A 25,897-nucleotide genomic window follows, 5' to 3' on the forward strand; every position below is an offset into this window, starting at 1 on the left:
AAGAGGTTCCCCCCGACATGGCTTTGCCCGGCATGAAACGCATATTGCTCAAGCTGTCGGGCGAGGCGTTGATGGGCTCCACCCCCTTCGGCATCGATCCCGAAACGGTCGCGAGCATGGCCGCCGAGGTCAAGGAAGCGAAGGACCGCGGGCTCGAAATCTGCCTCGTCATCGGCGGCGGCAACATCTTCCGCGGCATGGCGGGCGCCGCCAAGGGCATGGACCGCGCGCAGGCCGATTATATGGGGATGCTCGCGACAGTGATGAACGCGCTCGCGATGCAGAATGCGCTCGAACAGCTCGGCGTCCAGACGCGCGTCCAGTCGGCGATCGAGATGGACAAGGTGTGCGAGCCGGTGATCCGCCGCCGCGCCGAGCGCCACCTGGAGAAAGGCCGCGTGGTGATCTTCGCCGCGGGCGTCGGCGCGCCTTATTTCACCACCGACAGCGGCGCCGCGCTGCGCGCCGCCGAGATGAAGTGCGATGCGCTCCTAAAGGGCACGAGCGTCGACGGCGTCTACAACGCCGATCCCAAGAAGGACGCGAACGCGGTCCGCTATGACAGCCTCAGCTATGATCGCGTGCTCGCCGACAATCTGAAGGTCATGGACGCGAGCGCGGTGGCGCTCTGCCGCGACAACAATATCCCGATCGTCGTGTTCAACATCCGCGAGGCCGGCAATCTGGCGCGCGTGCTGGCGGGCGAGGGTGTTGCCACCGTCGTCGGCCAGGCCGACTGACGAGATCAAGAGAGGAAAGACAGATGGCGAAATATGACAAGGCCGACCTCGAACGCCGGATGCACGGCGCGGTCGAATCGCTGAAGCACGATCTGGCGGGCCTGCGCACCGGCCGCGCGAACAGCGCGCTGCTCGATCCGGTGACGGTCGAGGTCTATGGCAGTCACATGCCGCTGAACCAGGTCGCCTCGGTCAGCGTTCCCGAGCCGCGGATGCTCGCGGTGCAGGTGTGGGACAAATCGAACGTCGGCCCGGTCGACAAGGCGATCCGCTCGGCGGGCCTCGGTCTCAACCCGATCGTCGACGGCCAGCTTTTGCGCCTGCCGATCCCCGAAATGACGCAGGAGCGCCGCAAGGAGCTGTCGAAGCTCGCGGGGCAGTATGCGGAGAAGGCGCGCGTCGCGGTCCGCAACGTCCGCCGCGACGGCATGGACAATCTCAAGGCCGACGAGAATAAGAAGGAAATCAGCGAGGACGAGCGCAAGCGCGCCGAAACCGAGGTCCAGAAGCTGACCGACAGCACGATCGCCGAACTCGACGCGGCGGCGGCGGCGAAGGAAAAGGAAATTTTGGGCTAGTGCGTTTCCGCGCTTCCCTCTCAGCCGTTCTGGCTGAGCTTGTCGGAGCCCCGTCCTTTTTCTCCGGAAGAAAGAACGGCCCTTCGACAAGCTCAGGGCGAACGGAGTTTTAGGTTTCTCCAGTGTCCGAAACACACCACGGCGCGCGCCATGTCGCCATCATCATGGACGGCAACGGCCGCTGGGCCAAGAAGCGCTTCCTGCCGCGCGTCGCCGGGCACAAGGCCGGGGTCGAGGCGGTACGCAATATCGTGCGCGCTGCGGCGGAAATGGGGCTGGAGGCGCTGACGCTCTATGCCTTTTCGTCGGAGAACTGGAAACGCCCCGAGGAAGAGGTCAGCGACCTGATGGGGCTGATGAAGCGCTTCATCCTGTCCGACCTCGACGAATTCGCCGCCAATGACGTCAAGCTCAAGATCATCGGCAACTGGCGCGCACTGTCGCCCGACGTCGTCGAGCTGATCGAAAAGGCGCTGGGTCGCACCGCGGGGAACAGTCGCACGACGCTGGCGGTCGCGCTCAACTATGGCGCGCAGGATGAACTGGTGCGCGCGGCCACCGCCGCCGCCGCGGCGGGGCCGATCACGGCTGAGGCGATCGAGGCGCATCTCGACACCGCCGACCTGCCGCCGCTCGACCTGCTCATCCGCACCTCGGGCGAAGTGCGCCTGTCGAACTTCCTGCTCTGGCAATCGGCCTATGCCGAGCTTTATTTCACCGATACGCTGTGGCCCGATTTCAAGCCCGCCGACCTGCAGGCGGCGCTCGACCATTTTGCGCGGCGCGAGCGCCGCTACGGGGGACTTTAAGGATATGGCGCCGGACGCGAACAAGGCTAGGTCGGACCTTTGGACCCGCGTGGGATCGGCGATCGTCCTGTTCGCGATCGCGGGCACCGCGCTCTGGTTCGGCGGGATCGCCTTCGGCCTGCTGCTGCTCGTCGGCGGCGCGCTCGTCGTCGTCGAATGGCTGGCGCTCGTCCGCGCGATGGCACTGGGCGGCGGCGCGAAGGGCGCGTTGATGCTGCTCGGGCCGCTCGCGATCCTGGGGGCGATGGCGGGGCTCTGGTTCATCCGCGACCATCTCGGCATGACCGCGGCGCTCTGGGTGTTCGGCATGGTGTGGGCGACCGACATCGGCGCCTATTTCGCCGGCCGCGCCTTCGGCGGCGCGCGCCTCGCGCCCGCGATCAGCCCGTCGAAGACCTGGTCGGGGCTGATCGGCGGCATGGTCGCGGCGCTCATCGCCAGCGCGACGATCGGCGACCGCGCCGGCATCACCGGCGTGCCGCTGTGGATCGGGCTGTTCATGGGGCTGCTCGCGCAACTCGGCGACCTCGGCGAAAGCTGGATGAAGCGCCGCGCCGGGGTCAAGGACTCGGGCAAGCTGATCCCCGGCCATGGCGGGCTGTTCGACCGCGTCGACGGACTGCTGCCCGTTGCGCTGCTGCTCGGCGCGCTGGCTTTCATGGGCGATATCGCCGTGCGGGCGGCCGGCTGATCATGCGCCGCCTCTCGCTCTTCGGCGCGACGGGGTCGGTCGGGCAGTCGACCCTCGACCTCGTGCGCCGCGATGGCGAGGCGTGGCGGGTCAGCGTGCTGACCGCGAACAGCGACGTCGGCGAACTGGTGCGCCTCGCGCTCGAATTTCGGCCCGAACTCGTCGTGATCGCCGACGAAGCGCGCTATGGCGAGCTTAAGGAAGCGCTCGCGGGCACGAACATCGGCGTCGCGGCGGGGGCCGAGGCGTTGATCGCGGCGGCGAAGCATCCGACCGATCTGGTGATGGCTGCGATCGTCGGCACCGCCGGCCTCGCGCCGACGATGGCGGCGCTCGAGGCGGGCGTCGATGTTGCGCTCGCCAACAAGGAGGCGCTCGTCTCCTCGGGCGAACTGATGACCGCGGCGGCGCGCAAATCGGGCGCGACGATCCTGCCAGTCGACAGCGAGCATAATGCGATCTTTCAGTGCCTCGCGGGCGGGCGGATCGATCAGGTGCGCCGCATCATGCTGACCGCCAGCGGCGGCCCGTTCCGCACGATGAGCGCAGCGGACATGGCGCATGTCACCCCGGCGCAGGCGGTTGCGCACCCCAACTGGTCGATGGGCGCCAAGATCAGCGTCGATTCGGCGACGATGATGAACAAGGGTCTCGAACTCATCGAGGCGCATCACCTGTTCCCCGTCGGGCTCGACCGCATCGAGATTCTCGTCCACCCGCAGTCGGTGATCCACAGCCTGGTCGAATATGTCGATTGCTCGACGCTGGCGCAGCTCGGCTCGCCCGACATGCGGATTCCGATCAGCAGCGCGCTCGCCTGGCCGCAGCGGATGGCGACGCCGTGCGCGCCGCTCGACCTCGCCAGCATCGCGCGGCTCGATTTCGAGGCGCCCGACGAGACGCGCTTTCCCGCGACCGCGCTCTGCCGCGCCGCGATCTCCGAGGGCGGGGCGCGTCCGGCGCAGCTCAACGCCGCGAACGAGGTGGCGGTCGCCGCTTTCCTCGCGGGACGCATATCCTTCCCGGCGATCGTCGATACGGTGCGCCGCGTGATCGATGCGGCGGCGCCTGCGGTGCCTGCCTCGCTTCAGGACATATTCAGCGTAGATGCCGCATCGCGCGCGGCCGCGCAGCATTTTGTGGACCAGCTCGAACATGTCTAACGTGCCCCCCTGGCTCTATATTGTCGGCTTCCTGCTCGTGCTCGGGCCGCTCGTCTTCGTGCACGAATATGGCCATTATATCGTCGGCCGCTGGTGCGGAGTGAAGGCCGACGCTTTCTCGATCGGCTTCGGGCGCAAGATCGTCGGCTGGACCGACAAGCGCGGCACCGAATGGAAGATCGGCTGGCTGCCGCTCGGCGGCTATGTCCAGTTCGCGGGCGACCGCGACGCGGTCAGCCAGCCCGATGCCGATTGGCAGAAGCTGCCGGAGGCCGAGCGTGCGCACAGCTTTCCCGCCCAGCCGGTGTGGAAGCGCGCGCTGATCGTCCTTGCCGGACCGATGACCAATTTCCTGTTCGCGATCCTGATCTTTGCCGGTTTTTTCATGGCTTATGGCGTTCCGATGACCCCGCCGGTGGTCGGCGGAGTGCAGCCGGGGAGTGCGGCCGAGGCAGCCGGGCTGCGCGTCGGCGACCGGATCGCCCGCATCAACGGGCAGGCAATGGACACGTTCGGCGATATCCAGCGGACCGTCGCCTATGATCTTGGCCGGCCGGCCGAAATCGAAATCGAACGCGGCGCCGACCGGGTCGATGTCAGGCTGCAGCCGCGGATCACTGTCCAGAGCGACGAATTCGGCAACAAGGCCGAGGTGGCGGTTATCGGCATCATGTCCGTCCCGCCGACCCTTGCCCCGTCGGGGCCGCTGACTGCCGTGGAGGCCAGCGCCGAGCAGACGTGGAGCATCGTTCGCCTGACCGGCAAGATTCTGGGTCAGTTCCTGACCGGGCAACGATCGGTCAAGGATATGGGCGGTCCCTTGCGGATCGCCAAGCAATCGGGTGAGCAGGCGACGCTGGGCGCGGCGGCGCTGATCTTCTTCATCGCCTTCGTCTCCATCAATCTGGGGTTCATAAATCTGTTGCCATTGCCGATGCTCGATGGCGGCCATCTGCTTTTCTATGCCTATGAGGCGATCCGGCGCCGTCCTGCCCCCGCCGAGGCGCAGGAATGGGCGTTCCGATTCGGTTTTTTGGCGATCGTGACGCTGATGCTGGTCGTGACTTTCAACGATTTGGGCTCAATCGGGGTCTGGGACCGGATCGCGCGCTTGATTGGATAAGCGGACTGGGGCAGGAGTGCGCGCGGACCTGTGGGCAAGCGGGTTTGTCGCTTTTGAGTTATTTTTGCGGGATGAACAGCGTGGCTTCACAAAAAATCCGGGCGCGGACCCAGCTATCGGCGCTTCTTATGGCGGGAACCATGCTCGCATGGCCGACAGCGGCGCTCCACGCACAGGAAGCCGCACCGCCGACCGTTCCCGCGCCGAACGTCCCCGCGCCCACGGGTGAGGCGGTGCCGACCGCGACGACCGTGAAGTCGATCACCGTCACCGGCAACCAGCGGCTCGAGGCGCAGACGATCCTTTCCTATCTGCGCCTGCGCGTCGGCCAGCCCTATACCCGCGCGACGCTCGACCAGGCGCTCAAGGACCTTGCGGCGACCGAATTGTTCAAGGATTATCAGATCAGCGACGAAGACGGCGCGCTGACGATCCAGGTGGCCGAGAATCCGGTGATCAACCGCGTGATCCTCGAAGGCAACAAGCGCCTGAAGGAAGACAAGATCCGCCCCGAGATCAAGCTCGCGCCGCGCCAGATCTTCACGCGCTCGAAGGTTCGCGCCGACGTCGCGCGCATCATCGAGCTCTACAAGCGCCAGGGCCGTTTCGCCGCGACCGTCGAGCCGAAAATGGTCTCGCTCGACCAGAACCGCGTCGATGTGGTGTTCGAGATCAACGAAGGACCAAAATCGAAGGTCCGCCAGATCAACATCATCGGCAACGAAAAGTTCAGCGACGGCGACCTCAAGGATGAGATGGCGACCAAGGAATCGGGCCTGCTGACGATCCTGTCGTCGAACACCAGCTACGATCCCGACCGTCTGGCCTATGACCAGCAGAAGCTGCGCCTCTTCTACCTGCAGAACGGCTATGCCGATTTCCGGGTCATCTCGGCGGTTGCCGAACTGACGAGCAACAAGCAGGATTTCATCATCACCTATGTCGTCGAGGAGGGCGAGCGCTACAAGTTCGGCGACGTCAGCGTGAAGAGCGAATTGCGCGACTTCAAGCCCGAGATGCTGCAAAAGCTGCTGCCGATGCACACCGGCGACTGGTATAACGCCAAGCAGGTCGAGGATACGGTCGAAAGCCTGAGCGAGACCGCCGGCTTGTTCGGCTACGCCTTCGCCGACATCAATCCCGAATTTCACCGCAACCCCGAAACGCGGACGATGGATATTTCGTTCGACGTCGGGGAAAGCCCGCGCACCTATGTCGAGCGCGTCGACGTCAACGGCAACACGCTGACCCACGACAAGGTGGTGCGCCGCGAATTCCGCCTGAACGAAGGCGACGCCTTCAACAGCTTCGGCGTCAAGCGCACCGAGAACCGTCTCAACAGCCTCGGCTATTTCCAGGAGAATCTGGAAATCGAGCGCAAGGAAGGCTCGACCCCCGACCGCATCATCCTGGAGACCAATGTCGAGGAAAAGCCGACCGGCGAACTGTCGCTGTCGGCCGGTTTCTCGTCGATCGAGAATTTCCTGCTCCAGGGCTCGATCCGCCAGCGCAACTTCCGCGGCCTCGGCCAGCAGCTGCAGGCGTCGGTCAACTATTCGAGCTATTCCAAATCGGTCGAGCTCGGCTTTACCGAACCCTATTTGTTCGACCGCAATATCTCGATCGGCGGCAGCATCTATCGCCGCGATCTCAATTCGTTCAACTTCATCAACAACGACCGCCGGACGACCTTCGAACAGACGACGACCGGCGCCCAGATCAACATCGGCGTGCCGCTGACCGAGTTCATGTCCTTCTTCGGTCGCTACACGATCAACTTCGACGATGTGTCGCTCGACAAGAATCTCTATTATTTCGGCGGTCAGTGCGACCCGCTCGTTGCCGGCCGCTATCTGTGCGACGCGATCGGCAAGCGCACGACCTCGTTGCTCGGTTACACGCTCGCCTATGACGATCGCGACAACCGCCTGCGTCCGACGCGCGGCCAGTCGCTGTCGCTCAGCCAGGATTTCGCGGGGCTCGGCGGCAGCGTCAAATATGCCCGCACCCGCGTCCAGGGCAGCAAGCATTTCAACCTCGGCAATCGCTTCATCCTCAACGTCTCGGCCGAAGGCGGCTATATCTATCCGTTCGGCGGGCGCCCGACCCCGACGAGCGACAAGGTCCGCCTCGTCGATCGCTTCCAGCTCGGCGAGCCGCAGATGCGCGGCTTCGACATTCGCGGCATCGGTCCGCGCGTGATCCGCTTTACCGACGTCAATCTGGATGATCCGTCGAATCCGGTGCTCAACACGGACCTCAAGAACCGCAATAACCTGATCGACGATGCGCTCGGTGGGCGCGCTTATTATCAGGGTCGGCTCGAGATGGACATTCCGCTCGGCACCGGCGCCAAGGAGCTGGGCCTGCGTCCGTCGATCTTCCTCGATGTCGGATCGGTGTGGAGCGTGAAGCGCCCGACACTGACCACGCTCGCCGATTTCAAGGATCCGTCGGACGGTCTGACCAAATATAAGTGCCGCAACGCCAGCACTGGCGACACCAAGTTCGCGACGCTGACGACGGGCAGCACGACGCTCTATTCGACCTGCGACAGCGCCAACGGCTATACCGCGCTCGCGCCGTTCGAGGAACGCTTCTATGGCGATAGCTGGATGCCGCGCGTCGCGATCGGCGCTGGCGTCAACTGGAACTCTCCCTTCGGCCCCTTCCGGATCGATTTCGCTTATGCCCTCCGCAAAGAAGAGGGTGACGATACCAAACGCTTCTCATTCAACGTAGGAACCCAATTCTGATGAAGAAAATTTTCACCGCTTCGGCGCTTGCCATCGCCGCGCTGTCGGTTTCGCCCATGGTCGCCGCGCCCGCCGCGGCGCAGGCCCGCTCGACCGCGGTCGCGGACGTGCGCGCCGCCGCCGCCAAGTCGAACGCCTTCACCGTCGCCTCGCAGCAGATCCAGACGACCTACAAGGCGCAGATCGATCAGCAGGAAACCCGCGGCCAGACGCTGCAGGCCGAAATGAATGTGCTGATCGCCAAATATAATGAAGAGGCGAAGAAGAGCCCGCAGAACCAGACCGCGCTGCAAGCGGCCGCGAAGGCGGTGCAGGACAAGCGCACGGCCGCGCAGGAAGAGCTGGGCAAGATCGGCGAGCCCGTCGAACTCGCGCTCGCCTATGTCGAGGATCAGATCAGCGTCCGCATGAACGAGGCGATCAAGGCCGCGATGACTGCGAAGAAGGTCGACCTGCTGCTGCAGCCCGACGCCGTGCTGGCGCGCGAGAATAATGTCGACATCACCGATGCGGTGGTCGTCGAGCTCAACAAGATTCTGCCGAGCGTGACGATCACTCCGCCGGCCGGCTACAAGCCCGGCCAGCTCGTCCAGCAGCGCAACCAGCAGCTTATGGACGCGGCGCGCGCCGCGCAGCCGGGCGCCGCCACGCCGGCCGCTGGCACTCCGCCGACGACGCGCTAAGCCCTATGGCGGACGGGGAAAAGGGTGAAGCCATGGGTCCGGCGGACATCCGCCGGATTCTCGGCCTCCTGCCGCATCGCTATCCGATGCTGCTCGTCGACCGGGTGGAATCGATGGTCCGGGACCAGTCGATCCACGCGGTCAAGGCGGTCACCATGAACGAGCCCTTCTTTCAGGGCCATTTCCCCGGCCGACCGATCATGCCCGGCGTCCTCATCGTCGAGGCGCTGGCGCAGGCGGGCGGCGTGCTCGCGATCGAATCGCTCGGCCTCGCGGGCTCGGGCAAGCTCGTCTATTTCATGGGCATCGACGGCGTGAAGTTCCGCAAGCCCGTGGAGCCCGGTCATCTGCTCGACCTCCACGTCACCATCCTTCAGGCGAAGCGGAACATCTGCAAGTTCGAGGGACGGGCGATGCTGGGCGATCAACTGGCGACCGAATGCCAGTTCACCGCGATGATCGCCGACCCGCCGACGGATTGAGGCAGAAGCCCTTCCTCCAACTCCGTCATTGCGAGCGGAGCGAAGCAATCTCCAGCTATCGATCTTGCGCAAGGTCGATAGCTGGAGATTGCCGCGTCGCCTTCGGCTCCTCGCAATGACGGAGTTGGTGTTGCATTTCCTCCCGTCGCCCACTAAAGGCGCGGGCTTCGTGCCCTCGGGCGCATCGACTCAGCCGCTGGTCGGAAACCAGCGGCACAGGAGCTGGACATGAAAAAAGACATTCACCCCGATTATCACATGATCACGGTCAAGATGACCGATGGCACCGAATATCAGACGCGCTCGACCTGGGGCAAAGAGGGCGACGTGATGACGCTCGAAATCGACCCGACTGCGCACCCGGCCTGGACCGGCGGCCAGGGCCGTATGCTCGATGCGGGCGGCCAGGTTGCCAAGTTCAACAAGCGTTTCGGCGGACTGACGCTCAAGCGCTGACCTCCGTCATCCCAGCTTTCGCTGGGACGACGTTATGAAAGCACCTTCGCAAGCGCGCTTTGCCACCCGGCAAGGCGCGTTTTGCGTTTGTCGGCGTCCAGCGCGGACGTGAAGCGCGTCGCGGTGCCGCGCATCGTGGCGGCGGCGCTCGCCAGATCGGGATAGAGCTCGGCGCCGGTCGCGGCGAGCATCGCGGCGCCAAGCGCGGTGCTTTCGACGAAATCGGGGCGCTCGACGACGATGTCCAGCATGTCGGCGAGGTCCTGCGCCATCCAGTCGTTCGCGGCCATGCCGCCGTCGATGCGCACTTCGGCCCAGTCGACGCCGTCGGCGGCGAAGGCCGATTTGAGGTCGTGCGCCTGATAGGCCTGCGCCTCGAGCGCCGCGCGCGCGACATGCGCCTTGGTGCTGGCGAAGCTCAGCCCCGACAGCGCCGCGAGCGCATCGGGCCGCCAGTGCGGCGCGCCGAGGCCGGCGAGGGCGGGGACCAGATAGACGCCGCCGGTGTCGGCGACCGAACGCGCGAGTCCCTCGCTCTCGCCCGCGCTCGCAAGCAGGCCGAGCCCGTCGCGCAGCCATTTGATCAAGCTGCCCGCGACGAACACCGATCCTTCGAGCGCATAAGAGCGGACGTCGCCTTCCTGCACCAGCACCGTCGCGAGGAGGCGGTTGTTCGAGATGGGCCGCGTGGTGCCGCTGGCCGACAGGATGAAGGCGCCGGTGCCGAAGGTCGCCTTGGTCTGTCCCGGCGACAGGCACGCCTGGCCGATCGTCGCCGCCTGCTGGTCGCCCGCCATGCCCGATATCGGGATCGCGCCGCCGAACAGTTCGGGATCGGTCGTCCCGACGGCGGCGGTGCAGCCGGTGATTTCGGGAAGAAGCGCCATCGGCACGCCGAGCAGATCGCACAATTCTTCGTCCCAGCCGCCGACACCGTTGATATCCATCAGCAGCGTGCGCGAGGCGTTGGTGGCGTCGGTGACATGCGCCCCGCCAGTCAGGCGATAGACGAGATAGGATTCGATCGTCCCGACCGCGAGCCGGTCGCCGGCTTCCTTGAGCTGCGGCCAATGGCGGAGCGCCCAGCCGATCTTGGTGCCGGAGAAATAGGGATCGAGCAGCAGGCCGGTCTTTGCCTGCGCCTGCGGTTCGTGCCCCGCTTCCTTCAGCGCGGCGCAGTCGGCGGCCGAGCGCCGGTCCTGCCAGACGATCGCGGGGGCAAGCGGTTCGCCGGTTGCGCGATCCCAGAAGACGACGGTCTCGCGCTGGTTGGTGATGCCGATCGCCGCGACCGCACCCGCGCCGCCCGCCTGCTCGATCATCTCGCGCGTGCAGGCGAGGGTGGCGTCCCATATCTCGGCGGCGTCATGCTCGACGAGGCCGGGCCCCGGGTAATGCTGCCGGAATTCTCGCTGCGCGTTGCCGAGCGGCGTGCCGTCGGCGGCGAATAGCATCGTGCGGGTGGAGGTGGTGCCTTCGTCGATGACGATGATCTTTTCGGCCAAAACACTACCCCTCATCCGTTCGTCCCCGGACTTGATCCGGGGTTGTCGAAGCACAGCTCTTCCCTTCCCATTTCATGAAGAAAGAACGGCCTTTCGACAAGCTCGGGACGAACGCGAATAGGTTGCCAAGCAATAATCTTGCAATTTCGCGCAACCCATGCCATATGTTGTGCAGCGCAGCATGGCGGGCTTCCCCGCCGTAACCACCGGCAGCGTGATTTTCCCGCCCATATCAGGCGCGGGCGAGCCGGACCGGCGCTTTGTCCCCAGAGGCACCCTTTCACGCGGGTCGTTTCGAACCCGCGGCCGTGCGCCGTCCGTTCGATGCGAACGGATGCGCCTGCGCGTCGCCCTATGTGAGTATTTTATGACGAGTTTCAATGACTTTGGCCTGCACGCTGACATCAATCGCGCGCTCGCCGCCAAGGATTACACCACCCCGACTCCGATTCAGGTGCAGGCGATTCCGCCGCTGATGAAGGGCCGCGACCTGTGCGGCATCGCGCAAACCGGCACCGGCAAGACCGCGGGCTTTTCGCTGCCCTCGATCCATCACCTGCTGACCTATCCGCATCGCGCGAACCCGCGCGGCTGCCGGATGCTCGTGCTCGCGCCGACCCGCGAGCTCGCCGCACAGATCGCGCAGAGCTGCCGCGACTATGGCCGCTTCACCAAGCTCAGTGTGTCGACCGTCTTCGGCGGCGTGCCGATCAACAAGCAGATTCGCGATCTGGCGAAGGGTGTCGACATTCTCGTCGCGACCCCGGGCCGCCTGCTCGACCTGATCGACCAGCGCGCGCTGCGCCTCGACGATGTCGAGATCTTCGTTCTCGACGAAGCCGACCAGATGATGGACATGGGCTTCATCCATTCGCTGCGCCGCATCGCCAAGCTGCTGCCCTCGCGCCGCCAGAATCTCTTCTTCTCGGCGACGATGCCGAAGGAAATCGCGGGCCTTGCCGACCAGTTCCTCAACGACCCGGTCACCGTGTCGGTCGCGCCGCAGGCGACGACCGCCGAAAAGGTCCGCCAGCAGATCAGCTTCGTCGAGCAGAAGGAGAAGCAGGCGCTGCTCCACCATGTGCTGAAGACCGAAGAGATCGACCGCGCGCTGATCTTCACGCGCACCAAGCATGGCGCCGACCGCGTCGTCCGCCACCTCGCGGGCGCGGGCATCCAGGCCTATGCGATCCACGGCAACAAGAGCCAGGCGCAGCGCACGACGGCGCTCCAGGCCTTTCGCTCGGGGCAGGTGCGCCTGCTCGTCGCGACCGACATCGCGGCGCGCGGGATCGACGTCAGCGGCGTCAGCCATGTCATCAACTTCGAGATTCCGAACGTTCCCGAGCAATATGTCCACCGCATCGGCCGCACCGCGCGCGCGGGCGCGGAAGGCATTGCGATCAGCTTCGTTGCGCCGGACGAGAAAGCCTATCTGCGCGATATCGAGCGCGTGACGCGCACCCGCGCCGAGCCGGTGAAGCTGCCCGACGGCTTCAACGAAATGGTGCGCAACCTGCCCAAGCCGGTGCAGGCGCCGCGCAACACCGGCGGCAAGGGCCGCGATCCGCAGCGTCAGCGCGAGGATGCGTTGCGCCGTAACGGCGAGAAGCCGAACCGCGGTCCGCGTCGTGAGGTGCCGGCGGGCGAAGCCGCACAGCCGCAGCGCAAGCGCCGCTTTCGCCCGCGCCGTGGCGGCGTCGGCGCGCACAAGGGGGCGGTGACGCGCGTCGGTTGACGTCGCGCCCCGGTCCGCTAGGGTCTCCCTCGCTCTGAGGGGGGCTTGATGCCGACGATCGACGAAGATGATTTCGAACCGCTGCCGCCGCGGCGGCCGCTGATCCGGCGCAAGCGGGTGCTGATCCCGCTGGCGCTGCTGCTTGCGATCGTCGCGATCTTCCTGGCGCTGCGCACGCCCGATACCGACCGCGACGCGATGATCGCCAAATATGGCGGCGCGGACGCGGCCTTCGCGGCCGGCCCGGCGGGGCAGCATATCCATTACCGCGACCAGGGGCGCCGCGATGGGCCGGTGATCGTGTTGCTCCACGGTGCCAATTCGAGCCTTCAGACGTGGGAGCCGCTGGTGAAGCGGCTCGGCCCCGCCTGGCGCATCGTGACGCTCGACCTGCCGGGACACGGGCTGACTGGCGGCACGCCCGACAAGGACTACACCGCCGACGGGATGATCGCGGCGGTCGATGTCGTCGCGGCGAAGCTGGGCCTCGACCATTTCATCCTCGGCGGCAATTCGATGGGCGGCTGGGTGGCGTGGCGCTACACGCTCGACCGGCCCGACCGGGTCGACGCGCTGCTGCTGCTCGACGCGGCGGGGATGCCGCTGCGCAAGGGCGAGAAAGCGCCCGAATCGAACATCGGCTTTCGCATCCTGCAATATCCGTTCGGGCGCTGGCTGGCGACGCAGATCACCCCGCGCTCGCTGGTCGAGGAATCGCTGCGCGGCTCGGTCGCGCGGCAGGACATCGTCGATGATGCGATGATCGACCGCTATTGGGAGTTGCTGCGCTTTCCCGGCAATCGCGAGGCGACGGCGCTCCGCGCGCGGATCGACCGCGAGCCCGCGATGGCGGACCGGATCGGCGAGATCAAGGCGCCGACGCTGATCCTGTTCGGCAAGGAGGATCGGCTGATCAATCCGACCGCGGCCCAGACCTTCCACGAGCGGATCGCGGGGTCGGAGGTCGTGCTGTTCGACGGTATCGGCCACCTGCCGATGGAGGAAGCCCCCGACGCGACCGCGAAGGCGATTGCCGATTTCCTTACGCGGCGGCTCGCGCCGTCGGCGGCGCCTGCTCCAGAAAGTCGTTGATCCGCGCGGCGATGGTCGCGGCGTGCGTGAAGGGGAAAAGGTGCGATCCCGGCACCACCTCCAGCACCGCGCCGTCGATCAATTCGGCGATCGCCTGTCCGTGGCACGCGGGCACGACGCCGTCGCGCTCGCCCATTAGGATCAGCGTCGGCATATCGCGGAGATGCGGCAGCATCGCGGCGCTCGTCCAGCCCGCCATCGCCATCGTCTGCCAGGCCAGGCCGAGCGGGGTCGCGGTCGGCAGCTTCAATCCGCTGGCGAGCATATCGTCGTCGAGCAGCGCCGCCCAGCCGATGCCGGGCGCGCCGACCGTCGGCGTCGTCGCCATCAGTACCAGCCGGCGCACGCGCTCCGGAAACTGCACCGCGATCTGCTGCGTGAGCGCGCCGCCCCAGCTGAACCCCGCGACGTCGAGCAAGCCATGACCGAAGCGGCCCGCGATCTCCATCACCGTCGCCGCCATCGTCGGCGCGCTATAGGGCAGCAGCGCGTCGGGCGAGCCGCCGACGCCGGGCATGTCGAGCGTCCACACCTCGCGACCATGGATCTGCGTGAGCAGCGGCGCGGCGGCGGCGATGTCGGCGCCGATGCCGTTGAGGAAGAGGAGCGGCGTGCCGCCCGCGCCTTCGCGCCAGCGCGCGACGCGCAGGCTGAGGCCATAGACATGTTCGGTGCTGATCGAGGGTCGGCCGCTGATCCTGCTCATGGTCTCAGCCTTGGCACAGCTTGATGACGGGTGAAAGGCCGCGCGTCGCTATGCCTGCGGTTCGGCCGCGGCTTTGGCCGCCTGTTCATAGCGCAGGCAGTCGAAAATCTTCGCGCCGGCGAGGAACACCGAGCCGCTGCACGCCACCATCAGCAGATGGCCGCCGAAACCGGGAAATTGATGCAGATACGCTGCCCCGCGCGCCATAGCCCCCATCGCGAGCGCATAGACGATCAGACACGCCTCGAAGCGGGTCTTGATGACGAACAGGCGTCCGATCTTTTTCAGCATCATCCCCATCCAAGCAAGCGCCGTGCCAGCGGCGCAAATCGGGGATTCGACGCCGCGGGCAGATGGTAAATTGTAAATTAACCCGACAGCGAAGGGAAGGGCGGGTGCTATCTCCAGCCGAAAAATGCACGCCGGATACATCGACGGGGCGACGATCAGCGCCGTCCGTAATCGATCCTGATCCGCACCCAGCTCCCCACCAATACGCGTCCGCCGACCCGCGGCGGCCGCACCTTGAACTGCCACGCCGCGGCGAGCACCGCGCGATTGATCTGCGAACCAGTGGGATATTCGTCGAGCCCGACGCAATCCTCGACGCGATAATCCGGCGCCGTGCGGCAGGCGATCAGGCCCCAGCCGGGGCCGCTGGCGGTGGACAGATAGCCGCGCAGTTCGTCATCGCTCGGCTCGCGATACCAGCTCGCCGCATAGAGCGGCTCGCCATTGGGCGCCGTTCCCACCCGCTCCGAATCGCGGGAGGCGGGGGAGCCGCCGGTGTCGGGCGGCCCATACACCCGCCCGCTTGGCGGACGAAGGACGCTCGGCGGGCTGGGCGGCGCTGGCGGCACCGCCAGCGGCGGCGCGGCCGGCGGCGTAATGGGTGGCGGGGGAAGCGGCTCGGGCGGTTTCGGCTGCAGCGGTTTTTCGGGGGTCGGCTGCGACCGCTCCTTCGTCCGCTCGGGCTTCGATTTGCTCGGTTCGGGCGATTCTTTCCCAGCCTCGGCGGCGCTCAGGCTCACTACGGTGACGCGTTCCTGCTTGGTACCGGGCGGCTTTCCCAGGCCAAAGGAGAAGAGCAGGAACAGCAGCAGCGCCGTGATCAGCACGGCCAGGCTTATGGCAAGCGTGCGGCGCCCAGGCCCGATGCTGAGCTGTTCGACGTAGGGAGTGGCTGGAACAGGGTTCAGCTGAAGCAATCTTTGGTCGCGGCGTCCGCTGGTTGATATGTGCCCCCGGGCTGTCGATGCGACGGATAGGAGGGCGCTGGACCTTTGACAAGGGCGGATGCCCGCGGTTGCCGCACCTTCGCGATCCCATTGTTTGCATTTTTGCGCGCCCGCAGTTGACGTGAACGTCAACTGCGGCCTACCGAAGCGCTATGCCGGGCCTGATCCCGGCGCGAGGAGAGAGATGATGGAGGCTTTGCCGATGGCTGAAGATCCGACCAGCGAACGCGTCGTTCCGCTCGATCCCGCCTGGCCCGCCATCTCGATTGCCGAGGCGAACGCTCTGCTGACCGCGCCGGGTGCCAAGTTCGAAATGGATCGCGCCGTCATCGGCGGCGTTCCGACGCGGATCTGGAAGAATGCCCCGCACGATCTCGGCGCGCTTCTCGACCTCTCCCGCACCCACGGCGAGCATCTGTTCACCATCCTCGACGACGAGCGCGTCAGCTTTGAGGCGAATTGGCGCGCGACCGCTACCCTTGCGCGTGCGTTCCGGTCGATGGGCGTGGGCAAGGGGGACAGGGTCGCCTTCGCGATGCGCAACCTTCCTGAATGGCCGATGATCTTTTTCGCGATCGTGACGATCGGCGCGATCGCGGTGCCGCTCAATGCCTGGTGGACCGGCGCCGAGCTGGCCTATGGCATCCGCGATTCGGGCGCGAAGCTGCTCATCGTCGATGCCGAGCGTCACGCGCGCATCCACGAGCATCTGGAAGCGATGTCCGCGGTTGAACATCTGATCGTGGCGCGCGCCGATGCGCCGGTCGCGGGCGCGATCGCGCTCGAAGACATCGTCGGCACGCCGCACGGCTGGAGCGAATTGCCCGATGAGGGCCGGCCGCAGGTCGCAATCGAGAGCGATGACGAGGCGACGATCTTCTATACCAGCGGCACCACCGGCAATCCCAAGGGGGCGCTCGGCACGCACCGCAATCTTGTCACCAATATCCTGTCGGGCGGATTTTCGGCGGCGCGCAGCTTTCTGCGCCGCGGTGAGCCGGTGCCCGATCCGGTGCCGCGCACGCTGCTGACCGTCATTCCGATGTTCCACGTCACCGCCTGCTCGGCGATGCTGATGGGGGCGATGGCGGCGGGCCACACCACCATCTTCATGCGCAAATGGGACGCGGTGCGCGCGATGGAGATCATCGAGCGCGAGAAGGTCAATATGACCGGCGGCGTTCCGACGATCGCCTGGCAGTTGATCGAGCATCCCGATCGCGGCCGATACGACCTCTCTTCGCTCGAGGCGATTTCCTATGGAGGCGCGCCCTCGGCGCCCGAACTGGTGAAGCGCATCTATGAAGAATTCGGGGCGCTGCCGGGTAACGGCTGGGGCATGACCGAAACGACGGCGACGGTCACCTCGCACGGGGCGGAGGATTATCTCGCTCGTCCGACCAGCGCCGGGCCGCCGGTCGCGGTCGCCGACCTCGAAATCCGCGCCGACGATGGGGTTACCCTATTGCCCGTGGGGACGGTCGGCGAGCTGTGGGCGCGGGGCCCGATGATCGTGAAGGGCTATTGGCACAAACCCGAGGCGACGGCGGAGACTTTCGTGGACGGCTGGGTGCGTACCGGCGACCTCGCGCGGCTCGACGAGGAAGGTTTTCTCTATATTGTCGATCGCGCGAAGGACATGGTGCTGCGCGGCGGCGAGAATATCTATTCGTCCGAGGTCGAGAACATCCTCTACGAGCATCCGGCCGTGACCGATGCCGCGGTCATCGGCATCCCGCACCGGACGCTGGGCGAGGAGCCGGTCGCGGTCGTCCACCTTGCGCCGGGGACATCGGCGACCGAGGCTGAACTCCAGGCTTGGGTGCGCGCGCGTCTCGCCGCCTTCAAGGTTCCGGTCGCGATCCGCTTTGCGGCGGACATGCTGCCGCGCAACGCCAACGGCAAGATACTGAAGAAGGATTTGAAGGCCTTGTTCGAAGTGTAGCGGAGAAAAGCCCCGGGAGTTCATCTTCGTCCCAGAGGCGAGATGATCGACGGTCCGAAAAATCATACGCAAACACTATGCGTTCCGAGCTTCCGCGCTCTCGAATTCAAACGCGCTCCGCTTCTATTTGAGCCTCCTGCAGACGAATCGCGTCGCGTTCCGCGGCCCGCGTCTTGCCGGAGCAACATCATGCAGGATCTGATCTGGATCGGCATCATCCTCGCTCTCCTCGCCGCGAGCCTTGGCTATGCGCGGCTGTGCGACGACGCATAGGGATCGGTGCCCATGTCTCTCGACCTCTGGCTCGCGGGCCTCACCGCGCTCGGCCTTCTTTTCTACCTCGTCGCGGTGCTCGCGCGGCCCGAACGCTTTTAGGGGAGGCGCGCCATGACCTTTCAGGGATGGCTGCTGATCGCCGTTTTCACCGGCCTGCTGCTCCTGCTCGCCAAGCCGATGGGCCTCTGGCTCTTCGCGCTCTACGAAGGGCGGCGAACGCCGCTCCACCGCCTGCTCGGCCCGGTCGAGAGGGGTTTTTACCGTCTGTCGGGCATCGAGCCCAACGAGGAACAGGGCTGGCGCCGCTATGCGGTCCATATGCTGATCCTCAATGCCGCGCTGCTGCTCTTCACCTATGCGGTGCTGCGTTTGCAGGGCGTGCTGCCGCTCAATCCGCTTGGTCGTGACGGGACGAGCGCGGACCTGGCTTTCAACACGGCGGTCAGCTTCACCGCCAACACCAATTGGCAAAGCTATGGCGGCGAATCGACGATGTCGAACCTCAGCCAGATGCTCGGTCTGACCATCCACAATTTCCTGTCGGCGGCGACCGGCATCGCGCTCGCCTTCGCGCTGTTCCGCGGTTTCGCGCGGCGCGAGACGAAGACGATCGGCAATTTCTGGGCCGATATGACGCGCGTGACGCTCTATCTGCTGCTGCCGATATGCGTGGTGATCGCGGTCTTCTATATCGCGAGCGGCGTGCCGCAGACGCTTGCGGGTTCGGTCGATGTGACGACGCTGGAGGGTGTGAAACAGACGCTCGCGCTCGGTCCCGTGGCGTCGCAGGAAGCGATCAAGCTGCTCGGCACCAACGGCGGCGGCTTCTTCAACGCCAACAGCGCGCATCCGTTCGAAAATCCGACCGCGCTGACCAATTTCGTCCAGATGTTGTCGATCTTAGCGATCGGCACCGGGCTCACCTATTGCTTCGGCAAAGCGGTGGGCGATACGCGTCAGGGCTGGGCGATCCTGTCGGCGATGATGCTCCTGTTCCTCGCGGGCGCCGCTATCGCCTATTGGCAGGAAGCCGCCGGCAACCCGATCCTGCACCAGCTTGGCGCCGCAGGCGGCAATATGGAAGGCAAGGAGGTGCGCTTCGGCATCGCGCAGTCGGCGCTGTTCGCGGTCGTCACGACGGCGGCCTCGTGCGGCGCGGTCAATGCGATGCACGACAGCTTCACTGCATTGGGCGGGATGATCCCGCTGTTCAACATGCAGCTCGGCGAGGTCGTGGTCGGTGGCGTCGGCGCGGGCATCTATGGTTTCCTGCTCTTCGCGATCCTCGCCATTTTCGTGGCCGGGCTGATGGTCGGGCGCACCCCCGAATATGTCGGCAAGAAGATCGAGGCGCGCGAGGTCAAGCTCGCGGTGCTCGCGATCGCGGTGCTGCCGCTCGTCATCCTTGGCTTCACCGCGATCGCGTCGGTGACCGGGGCGGGGCTCGCGGGGCCGCTCAACAAGGGGCCGCACGGCTTTTCGGAGATCCTCTACGCCTTCACCAGCGCGGTCGCGAACAACGGGTCAGCCTTTGCCGGGCTCAATGCCAACACGCCTTTCTATAACGGCCTGCTCGGCGTCGCGATGTGGATCGGCCGTTTCTTCATCATCGTGCCGATGCTGGCGATCGCGGGCGGCCTGGCGGCGAAAAAATATACGCCGGCGACCACGGGCAGCTTCCCGACCACCGGACCGCTGTGGACGGGCCTGCTGATCGGCATCGTGCTGATCGTTGGCGGCCTGACCTTCCTGCCCAGCCTCGCGCTCGGCCCGATCGCCGATCATCTCGCGATGATCGACGGCCAGCTTTTCTAAGGATCCCTGCACATGGCCCGATCCGTGCAAAAATCGATGTTCACCGCTGACCTGATCGTCCCGGCGATCGGCGACGCCGTCCGCAAGCTCGACCCCCGGCAATTGATCCGCAACCCGGTGATGTTCACCACCGCGGTCGTCGCGCTGTTGCTCACCATGCTGCTCGTCGTCGGGCAGGACGGACTCGCCACCGGCTTCAAGCTCCAACTCGTCCTCTGGCTGTGGCTCACGGTGCTCTTCGGCACCTTTGCCGAAGCGCTCGCCGAGGGACGCGGCAAGGCACAGGCGGCGTCGCTGCGCGCCGCCAAGGCCGAGCTTACCGCCAAGCGGCTGAAGGGCGAGGGGCCGGTGCATGAAGCGGTGCCCGCCAGCGCGCTTCGGGTCGGCGATATTGTGCTCGTCGAAACGGGCGACCTTATCCCGTCGGATGGCGAGGTCGTCGCGGGTGTGGCGTCGGTCAACGAGGCGGCGATCACCGGCGAAAGCGCGCCCGTGATCCGCGAGGCAGGCGGCGACCGTAGCGCGGTCACCGCGGGCACGCGCGTCATTTCGGACGCGATCCGCGTGCGGGTGACTGTGGGGCCGGGGCAGGGCTTCCTCGACCGGATGATCGCGCTCGTCGAAGGCGCCGAGCGGCAGAAGACGCCGAACGAGATTGCGCTGACGCTGTTGCTGGTCGGGCTGACGATTATCTTCCTGATCGCGGTCGGCACCATTCCCGCCTTCGTCTCCTATGCCGGCGGCGCGATCCCCGTCGCGATTCTGGCTGCGCTGCTGATCACGCTGATCCCGACGACGATCGCGGCGCTGCTTTCGGCGATCGGCATCGCGGGCATGGACCGACTGGTGCGCTTCAACGTCCTCGCCAAGTCGGGCCGCGCGGTCGAGGCGGCGGGCGACGTCGACGTGCTGCTGCTCGACAAGACCGGCACGATCACCGTTGGCGACCGACAGGCGAGCGAGTTTCGCGCCGTGGGCGGCCATTCGGCGGCGCAGCTTGCCGAGGCGGCGCTGCTTGCGAGCCTTGCCGACGAAACCCCCGAGGGCCGCTCGATCGTGGTGCTGGCGCGCGAAGGTTTTGGCCAGACGGCAGCGCTGCCCGCCGAGGCCGAGATCATCGCCTTCACCGCGCAGACGCGCCTGTCGGGCGTCCGGATCGGCGGCGTCGTGATCCAGAAGGGCGCGGTGGACTCGATTCTGCGCGCCAATCCCGGCGCGGGCGCGACCGCCGCCGCGACCGAGCTGCGCCGCATCACCGACGAGATCGCGCGCGCCGGAGGAACGCCGCTGGCAGTTGCGAAGGACGGGCAATTGCTCGGCGCGATCTTTCTGAAGGATATCGTCAAGGCGGGCATCCGCGACCGTTTCGGCGAACTGCGCGCGATGGGCATCCGCACGGTGATGATCACCGGCGACAATCCGCTCACCGCCGCTGCGATCGCTGCCGAGGCCGGGGTCGACGATTTCCTCGCGCAGGCGACGCCGGAGGACAAGCTGGCGTTGATCCGCAAGGAACAGGCGGGCGGGCGGCTCGTCGCGATGTGCGGCGACGGCACCAACGACGCGCCGGCGCTGGCGCAGGCCGACATCGGGGTCGCGATGAACACCGGCACGCAGGCGGCGCGCGAGGCGGGCAATATGGTCGACCTCGACAGCGACCCGACCAAGCTGATCGAAGTCGTCGGATTGGGCAAGCAATTGCTCATGACGCGCGGCGCGCTCACGACCTTTTCGGTCGCCAATGACGTCGCCAAATATTTCGCGATCATTCCCGCGATGTTCGTCGCGCTCTATCCGGGGCTTGGCGTGCTCAACGTCATGGGATTGGCCACCCCCGAAAGCGCGATCCTGTCGGCGATCATCTTCAACGCGCTGATCATTCCGCTGCTCGTGCCGCTCGCGCTCAAGGGCGTGTCCTATCGCCCGATGGGGGCGGGGCCGCTGCTCGCGCGCAACCTCGCCGTCTATGGTCTCGGCGGCCTCGTCGCGCCCTTTATCGGCATCAAGCTCATCGACCTGGCCGTCGGCGGCCTCGGTCTCGCCTGAGGAAACACGCATGGACAAGGATATCATCAGCTCGCTGCGCCCCGCGCTCGTCATGACCCTGCTGTTCGCGGCGCTGCTCGGGCTTGCTTATCCGCTCGCGATCACAGCCGTCGGACAGGCGCTCTTTCCGGTTCAGGCGAACGGCAGCCTCGTGCGCGACAACGGCCGGGTCGTCGGTTCGACCGTCGTCGGGCAGGCATTCGCCAGCGACCGTTATTTCCACAGCCGGCCCTCGGCCGCAGGCGACGGTTATAACGGGCTCGCCTCGTCGGGGTCGAACCTCGGCCCGACCTCGCAGGCACTTGCAACCCGCGTGAAGGCGGATGTCGCGCGGCTTTCCGGAACGGCGCCAGGGCCGAACGTCCCGCCTGACCTGGTGACGGCCTCCGCCTCGGGGCTCGACCCCCATATCAGTCCCGAGGCGGCTCTTTATCAGGTCGAGCGCGTCGCGCACGCGCGTTCGCTCGATCCGGCGAACGTGCGCAGGATCGTCGAGCAGGCAATCGAGACGCCATTGCTCGGTTTCCTCGGCGAGCCGCGGGTCAATCTGTTCAAGCTCAATCGACGACTCGATGCACTTGGGGCTAAACCCGCCGCGTGACCGAAAAGGATCGACCACCACCCGAGGCTTTTCTGCGCCAGGCGGCGCAGGAAGGCCGCGGTCGTCTCAAGCTGTTTCTCGGCGCCGCGCCCGGCGTCGGCAAGACCTGGGAAATGCTGACCGATGGCCGTCGCCGCCGCGAATCCGGGGTGGATGTGGTGATCGGCGTCGTCGAAACCCATGGTCGGCGCGAGACCGAGGCGCTGGTTGAGGGTTATGAGATCATCCCACGGCGCGCGGTCGATCATCCGGGGCACAGCCTTGGCGAGATGGACATCGACGCGATCCTCGAACGGCGGCCGCAACTCGTGCTGGTCGACGAACTGGCACACACCAACGCCCCCGGAAGCCGTCACCCCAAGCGCTATCAGGATATCGAGGAACTGCTGGACGCGGGGATCGATGTCTATTCGACGATCAACATCCAGCATGTCGAGAGCCTCAACGACATCGTTGCCTCCTTCACGCGCGTTCGCGTCCGTGAGACGGTGCCCGACACCATATTGGAAAATGCCGAGATCGAGGTCGTCGATATTCCGCCCGACGAGCTGATCGAGCGGCTGCGCGACGGGAAGGTCTATATTCCGCAGGAGGCATCGCGTGCGCTGACGCACTTCTTTTCCAAATCTAACCTCACCGCGCTTCGCGAACTGGCGCTGCGCCGGGCGGCGCAGGCCGTCGATGTGCAGATGCTCGACCATGTCCGCAGCCACGCGCTGGCGGGCAGCTTCGCGGTCGGCGAGCGCATCGTCGTGGCGGTGAGCGAGCTTCCCGTGGCGGCCGGGCTCGTCCGCGCGGGCAAGCGACTTGCCGATGCGCTGAAGGCGCACTGGACGGCGGTCTATATCGAAACGCGGCGGAGCCGGGCGATGTCCGATGAGGATCGCAGGCAGCTTGCCGACACGCTGGCGCTCGCCTCCAGGCTCGGCGCCTCGACCGCGACCGTTCCCGCCGCGAGCGTCGCCGAGGGGCTGCGCGCCTTTGCGGCGGATGCGCGTGCGACGCAGATCGTCATCGGAAAGTCGACCCGACCCTGGTGGTTCGAGATGCGCCACGGCTCGATCGTCGACCAGCTCGTCCGGACGATCGACGATGTCGCGGTCCATGTCCTGCCCGGCGAAGTCGACAAGCCGACAGGCCAGCGGAGCGCTGCGGCTCAGCCCGGGCGCTGGGGCAAGCCGTCGCACTATGCCGTGTCGCTCGCGATGGTCGCCGCGATGACCGCGCTCGGTCGCCTGCTGCTCGAAGCCATCGATCTCGGCAATATTGCACTTCTCTACCTTGTCCCCGTCATGTTCGCGGCCGCGACCTTCGGCCTGCGCGCGGGGTTGTTTGCCGGGCTCGCGTCGAGCCTCGCCTATAATTTCTTTTTCCTGCCGCCGACCGGCACGCTGACGGTCAATAATCCCGAAAACGTCGTCAGCATCCTCGTGCTGCTCGGGGTTGCGATCGTCACCAGCCAGTTCGCGGCGCGGGTGCGGGCGCAGGCGGACCTGGCGCAATCGAGCGCGCGCCAGAATGCCGCGCTCGCCAGTTTCTCGCGCCAGTTGACCGCGGCGTCCGATCAGGACGCGCTGATGCAGGCGATCTGCGCCGAGGTCGGGCGATTGCTCGACGTTCGTGCGGTGCTGCTGCTGCCGTCCGCGGACGGACCGACGTTGCGCGCCGCGGTGCCGCCCGAGGACCGGCTCGAACAGATCGAGCGCGCCGCGGCGCAATGGGCGATCGACAATGCGCAGCCTGCGGGGCGCGGCTCGGCCACGCTCACCGCCTCGGACTGGCTGTTTCATCCGCTGCAAACGACACGCGGCGTGCTCGGCGTGCTCGGGCTGACCCGCGACGACGCGGGCGAGCCGGTGCGATCCGATCAGGTGCCGCTGCTGATGAGCTTGCTCGATCAGGCCTCGATCGCGCTCGACCGCATGGAGCTGGAGGAGGCATCGCTGCACGCGCGGCAGGTCGATGAGCGGGATCGGCTGCGCTCGGCTCTGCTGTCGTCGGTGAGTCATGACCTTCGCACGCCGCTCACCACGATATTGTCGGCGGCGCAGGAGATGCGGCGTCATCCGTCGGCCGAAATGGCCGAAACGATCGAGGCCGAAGCGCTGCGCCTCAACCGCTTCGTCTCGAACCTCCTCGACATGGTGCGGGTCGAGGCCGGTGCCCTGCCGATGAAAGTGGAAGCGACGGAATTATTCGATGCCGCGGCGAGCGCGGCGCACGATACTCGCGCGTCGCTTGCGGGGCACGACGTCCTGATCGACATCGCGTCCAGCATTCCGCTCGTGCGGGTCGATCCGGTGCTGCTTCATCACTGTCTGATCAACCTGCTCGACAATGCCGGGCGATACGCCGATCCCGGCACCCCTATCGCCATCCGGGCAAACCGCACCGCCGACGCCATCCTGCTCTCGGTGATCGATCAGGGGCCGGGCATCGCGCCGGGCAGCGAAAAGCGCGTCTTCGAAACCTTCACGCGGCTGGAGGGCAGCGACCGCGTGAAGCATGGCACCGGGCTCGGGCTTGCGATCGTCAAGGGTTTTGCCGAGGCGATGGGGTTGACGGTCGAAGCGGGGAACAACAGCGAGCCGCATGGCGCCTGCTTCACGATCCGTATCCCCGAGGCGCTGATCGCCACCGATCTGACCGACAAGGATATCCGATGAAGGTTCGGCACAAGATTCTGATCGTCGATGACGAACCGCATATCCGCCGCCTGATCCGCGCGGCGCTGGAACGCGCCGATTATGCGATCGTCGAGGCCGGAAACGCGCGCGCGGCGATCGAGCAACTCCGCGAAGAGCGGCCCGACATCACCCTGCTCGATCTCGGCTTGCCCGATCGCGACGGGCTGGAACTGGTTCCGCTTTTCAAGCAGCAGTCCGAAACGACGCTGATCGTCGTATCGGCGCGCGAGGCGACCGAGGAGAAAGTGGCGGCGCTCGATCTTGGCGCCGACGATTATCTGACCAAGCCGTTCGACACCGACGAACTGCTCGCGCGGGTGCGCGTTGCGCTGCGCAATCGCCTGACGCGCGACGGCGGCAATCTTGTCGTAACGGCGGGCGACGTCAGATTGGATATGATCGCGCGGACGGTGACGAAGGGCGGCAGCGAGATTCATCTCACGCCCAAGGAATATGCGGTGCTCGCGCAGCTCGCCCGCTTTCCCGGCCGCGTGATCACCCACAAGCAGATCATGGCCGAGGTATGGCCGCGCGAGCATGAGCATCATGTCGAATATCTGCGCGTGCTCATCCGCACGCTGCGCCAGAAGCTGGAGGCCGATCCGCAGCAGCCGCAGATCATCAGCAACGAACTCGGGATCGGCTATCGCCTGCGGCTCGGAACCGAGAAGGTGGGGGATGAGGAGGAATAGGCCCGGTGCCGCGCTGATATGATCGGGGCCGGGGCGAGCGATCCTATGCAATTTCAACGCGGCGTCGCATTTCCC

Annotated in this window: 24 protein-coding genes; 20 read left to right on the forward strand and 4 right to left on the reverse strand. The window is 66.1% G+C overall.

Annotated features, from left to right (window positions below; genetic code table 11):
• Positions 1-17 precede the first annotated feature (17 nt).
• From pyrH to rpmE, 10 genes are all read left to right on the forward strand, one after another.
• Positions 18-740: a UMP kinase gene (gene pyrH / locus VHO04_RS15330; protein ID WP_257548439.1), complete on the forward strand. Its 723-nt coding sequence runs from the start codon at positions 18-20 to the stop codon at positions 738-740.
• Between the two features lie 23 nt (positions 741-763).
• The gene (gene frr, locus VHO04_RS15335) at positions 764-1,318 is read left to right on the forward strand and encodes a ribosome recycling factor (RefSeq protein ID WP_329629108.1); all 555 of its coding nucleotides are present in this window, start codon (positions 764-766) and stop codon (positions 1,316-1,318) included.
• A 122-nt stretch (positions 1,319-1,440) separates the two neighbouring features.
• Positions 1,441-2,127 carry a polyprenyl diphosphate synthase gene (gene uppS, locus VHO04_RS15340; protein ID WP_329629109.1) on the forward strand — a complete coding sequence of 229 codons (687 nt, stop codon included), beginning with the start codon at positions 1,441-1,443 and terminating at the stop codon, positions 2,125-2,127.
• Positions 2,128-2,131: 4 nt separating this feature from the next.
• Complete coding sequence (locus VHO04_RS15345) at positions 2,132-2,818, forward strand: phosphatidate cytidylyltransferase (RefSeq protein WP_414713124.1); 687 nt, start codon at positions 2,132-2,134, stop codon at positions 2,816-2,818.
• A gap of 2 nt (positions 2,819-2,820) precedes the next feature.
• A complete protein-coding gene (locus VHO04_RS15350; protein WP_329629111.1) occupies positions 2,821-3,981 on the forward strand; it encodes a 1-deoxy-D-xylulose-5-phosphate reductoisomerase in 1,161 nt (386 codons plus the stop codon).
• The gene (gene rseP, locus VHO04_RS15355; RefSeq protein ID WP_329629112.1) at positions 3,974-5,104 is read left to right on the forward strand and encodes an RIP metalloprotease RseP; all 1,131 of its coding nucleotides are present in this window, start codon (positions 3,974-3,976) and stop codon (positions 5,102-5,104) included. Before VHO04_RS15350 ends, rseP begins: the two co-directional genes overlap by 8 nt.
• A gap of 71 nt (positions 5,105-5,175) precedes the next feature.
• Complete coding sequence (bamA, locus tag VHO04_RS15360) at positions 5,176-7,860, forward strand: outer membrane protein assembly factor BamA (RefSeq protein WP_329629113.1); 2,685 nt, start codon at positions 5,176-5,178, stop codon at positions 7,858-7,860.
• Positions 7,860-8,543 carry an OmpH family outer membrane protein gene (locus VHO04_RS15365; RefSeq protein WP_329629114.1) on the forward strand — a complete coding sequence of 228 codons (684 nt, stop codon included), beginning with the start codon at positions 7,860-7,862 and terminating at the stop codon, positions 8,541-8,543. Before bamA ends, VHO04_RS15365 begins: the two co-directional genes overlap by 1 nt.
• A 5-nt stretch (positions 8,544-8,548) precedes the next feature.
• Complete coding sequence (gene fabZ / locus VHO04_RS15370) at positions 8,549-9,025, forward strand: 3-hydroxyacyl-ACP dehydratase FabZ (protein WP_329629115.1); 477 nt, start codon at positions 8,549-8,551, stop codon at positions 9,023-9,025.
• Between the two features lie 228 nt (positions 9,026-9,253).
• Positions 9,254-9,481 (forward strand): 50S ribosomal protein L31, encoded by a 228-nt coding sequence (gene rpmE, locus VHO04_RS15375; protein WP_257548458.1) that lies wholly within the window; start codon positions 9,254-9,256, stop codon positions 9,479-9,481.
• A 32-nt stretch (positions 9,482-9,513) separates the two neighbouring features.
• On the opposite strand, the gene VHO04_RS15380 is transcribed toward rpmE, so the two are convergent.
• Entirely contained in the window at positions 9,514-10,986 is a 1,473-nt protein-coding gene (locus tag VHO04_RS15380) for a glycerol kinase (RefSeq protein ID WP_329629116.1), read from the reverse strand.
• A 367-nt stretch (positions 10,987-11,353) separates the two neighbouring features.
• Between VHO04_RS15380 and VHO04_RS15385 the strand changes: the two genes are divergently transcribed.
• Positions 11,354-12,724 (forward strand): DEAD/DEAH box helicase, encoded by a 1,371-nt coding sequence (locus VHO04_RS15385; RefSeq protein ID WP_329629117.1) that lies wholly within the window; start codon positions 11,354-11,356, stop codon positions 12,722-12,724.
• Positions 12,725-12,772: 48 nt separating this feature from the next.
• On the forward strand, positions 12,773-13,816 hold the full coding sequence (locus VHO04_RS15390) for an alpha/beta hydrolase (protein ID WP_329629118.1): 1,044 nt from the start codon (positions 12,773-12,775) through the stop codon (positions 13,814-13,816).
• On the opposite strand, the gene VHO04_RS15395 is transcribed toward VHO04_RS15390, so the two are convergent.
• The 3 genes from VHO04_RS15395 to VHO04_RS15405 form a co-directional block, all read right to left on the reverse strand.
• Positions 13,767-14,522, reverse strand: coding sequence for an alpha/beta fold hydrolase (locus VHO04_RS15395; RefSeq protein ID WP_329629119.1), 756 nt, complete (start codon positions 14,520-14,522; stop codon positions 13,767-13,769). The genes VHO04_RS15390 and VHO04_RS15395 overlap by 50 nt on opposite strands.
• A gap of 48 nt (positions 14,523-14,570) precedes the next feature.
• Positions 14,571-14,813, reverse strand: a complete 243-nt coding sequence (locus VHO04_RS15400; RefSeq protein WP_329629180.1) for a hypothetical protein — start codon at positions 14,811-14,813, stop codon at positions 14,571-14,573.
• Between the two features lie 155 nt (positions 14,814-14,968).
• Complete coding sequence (locus tag VHO04_RS15405; protein WP_329629120.1) at positions 14,969-15,640, reverse strand: hypothetical protein; 672 nt, start codon at positions 15,638-15,640, stop codon at positions 14,969-14,971.
• 322 nt (positions 15,641-15,962) lie between these two features.
• Here VHO04_RS15405 and VHO04_RS15410 point away from each other — a divergent pair, with 322 nt between their 5' ends.
• The 8 genes from VHO04_RS15410 to VHO04_RS15445 are packed head-to-tail and all read left to right on the forward strand — an operon-like array spanning position 15,963 to position 25,822.
• Positions 15,963-17,705, forward strand: a complete 1,743-nt coding sequence (locus tag VHO04_RS15410) for a class I adenylate-forming enzyme family protein (protein ID WP_329629121.1) — start codon at positions 15,963-15,965, stop codon at positions 17,703-17,705.
• A gap of 42 nt (positions 17,706-17,747) precedes the next feature.
• Positions 17,748-17,978 (forward strand): hypothetical protein, encoded by a 231-nt coding sequence (locus VHO04_RS15415; RefSeq protein ID WP_329629122.1) that lies wholly within the window; start codon positions 17,748-17,750, stop codon positions 17,976-17,978.
• 12 nt (positions 17,979-17,990) lie between these two features.
• A complete protein-coding gene (locus tag VHO04_RS15420) occupies positions 17,991-18,080 on the forward strand; it encodes a potassium-transporting ATPase subunit F (protein WP_329629123.1) in 90 nt (29 codons plus the stop codon).
• A 12-nt stretch (positions 18,081-18,092) separates the two neighbouring features.
• Positions 18,093-19,796 carry a potassium-transporting ATPase subunit KdpA gene (kdpA, locus tag VHO04_RS15425; protein ID WP_329629124.1) on the forward strand — a complete coding sequence of 568 codons (1,704 nt, stop codon included), beginning with the start codon at positions 18,093-18,095 and terminating at the stop codon, positions 19,794-19,796.
• Between the two features lie 12 nt (positions 19,797-19,808).
• Complete coding sequence (kdpB, locus tag VHO04_RS15430) at positions 19,809-21,842, forward strand: potassium-transporting ATPase subunit KdpB (RefSeq protein WP_329629125.1); 2,034 nt, start codon at positions 19,809-19,811, stop codon at positions 21,840-21,842.
• Between the two features lie 10 nt (positions 21,843-21,852).
• Positions 21,853-22,443, forward strand: coding sequence for a potassium-transporting ATPase subunit KdpC (gene kdpC, locus VHO04_RS15435; RefSeq protein ID WP_329629126.1), 591 nt, complete (start codon positions 21,853-21,855; stop codon positions 22,441-22,443).
• Entirely contained in the window at positions 22,440-25,109 is a 2,670-nt protein-coding gene (locus VHO04_RS15440; RefSeq protein WP_329629127.1) for a sensor histidine kinase KdpD, read from the forward strand. Before kdpC ends, VHO04_RS15440 begins: the two co-directional genes overlap by 4 nt.
• On the forward strand, positions 25,106-25,822 hold the full coding sequence (locus VHO04_RS15445) for a response regulator transcription factor (RefSeq protein ID WP_329629128.1): 717 nt from the start codon (positions 25,106-25,108) through the stop codon (positions 25,820-25,822). The genes VHO04_RS15440 and VHO04_RS15445 overlap by 4 nt, the downstream gene beginning before the upstream one ends.
• Positions 25,823-25,897 lie beyond the last annotated feature (75 nt).

This window comes from Sphingopyxis sp., assembly GCF_036261875.1.
Lineage (GTDB): Bacteria > Pseudomonadota > Alphaproteobacteria > Sphingomonadales > Sphingomonadaceae > Sphingopyxis.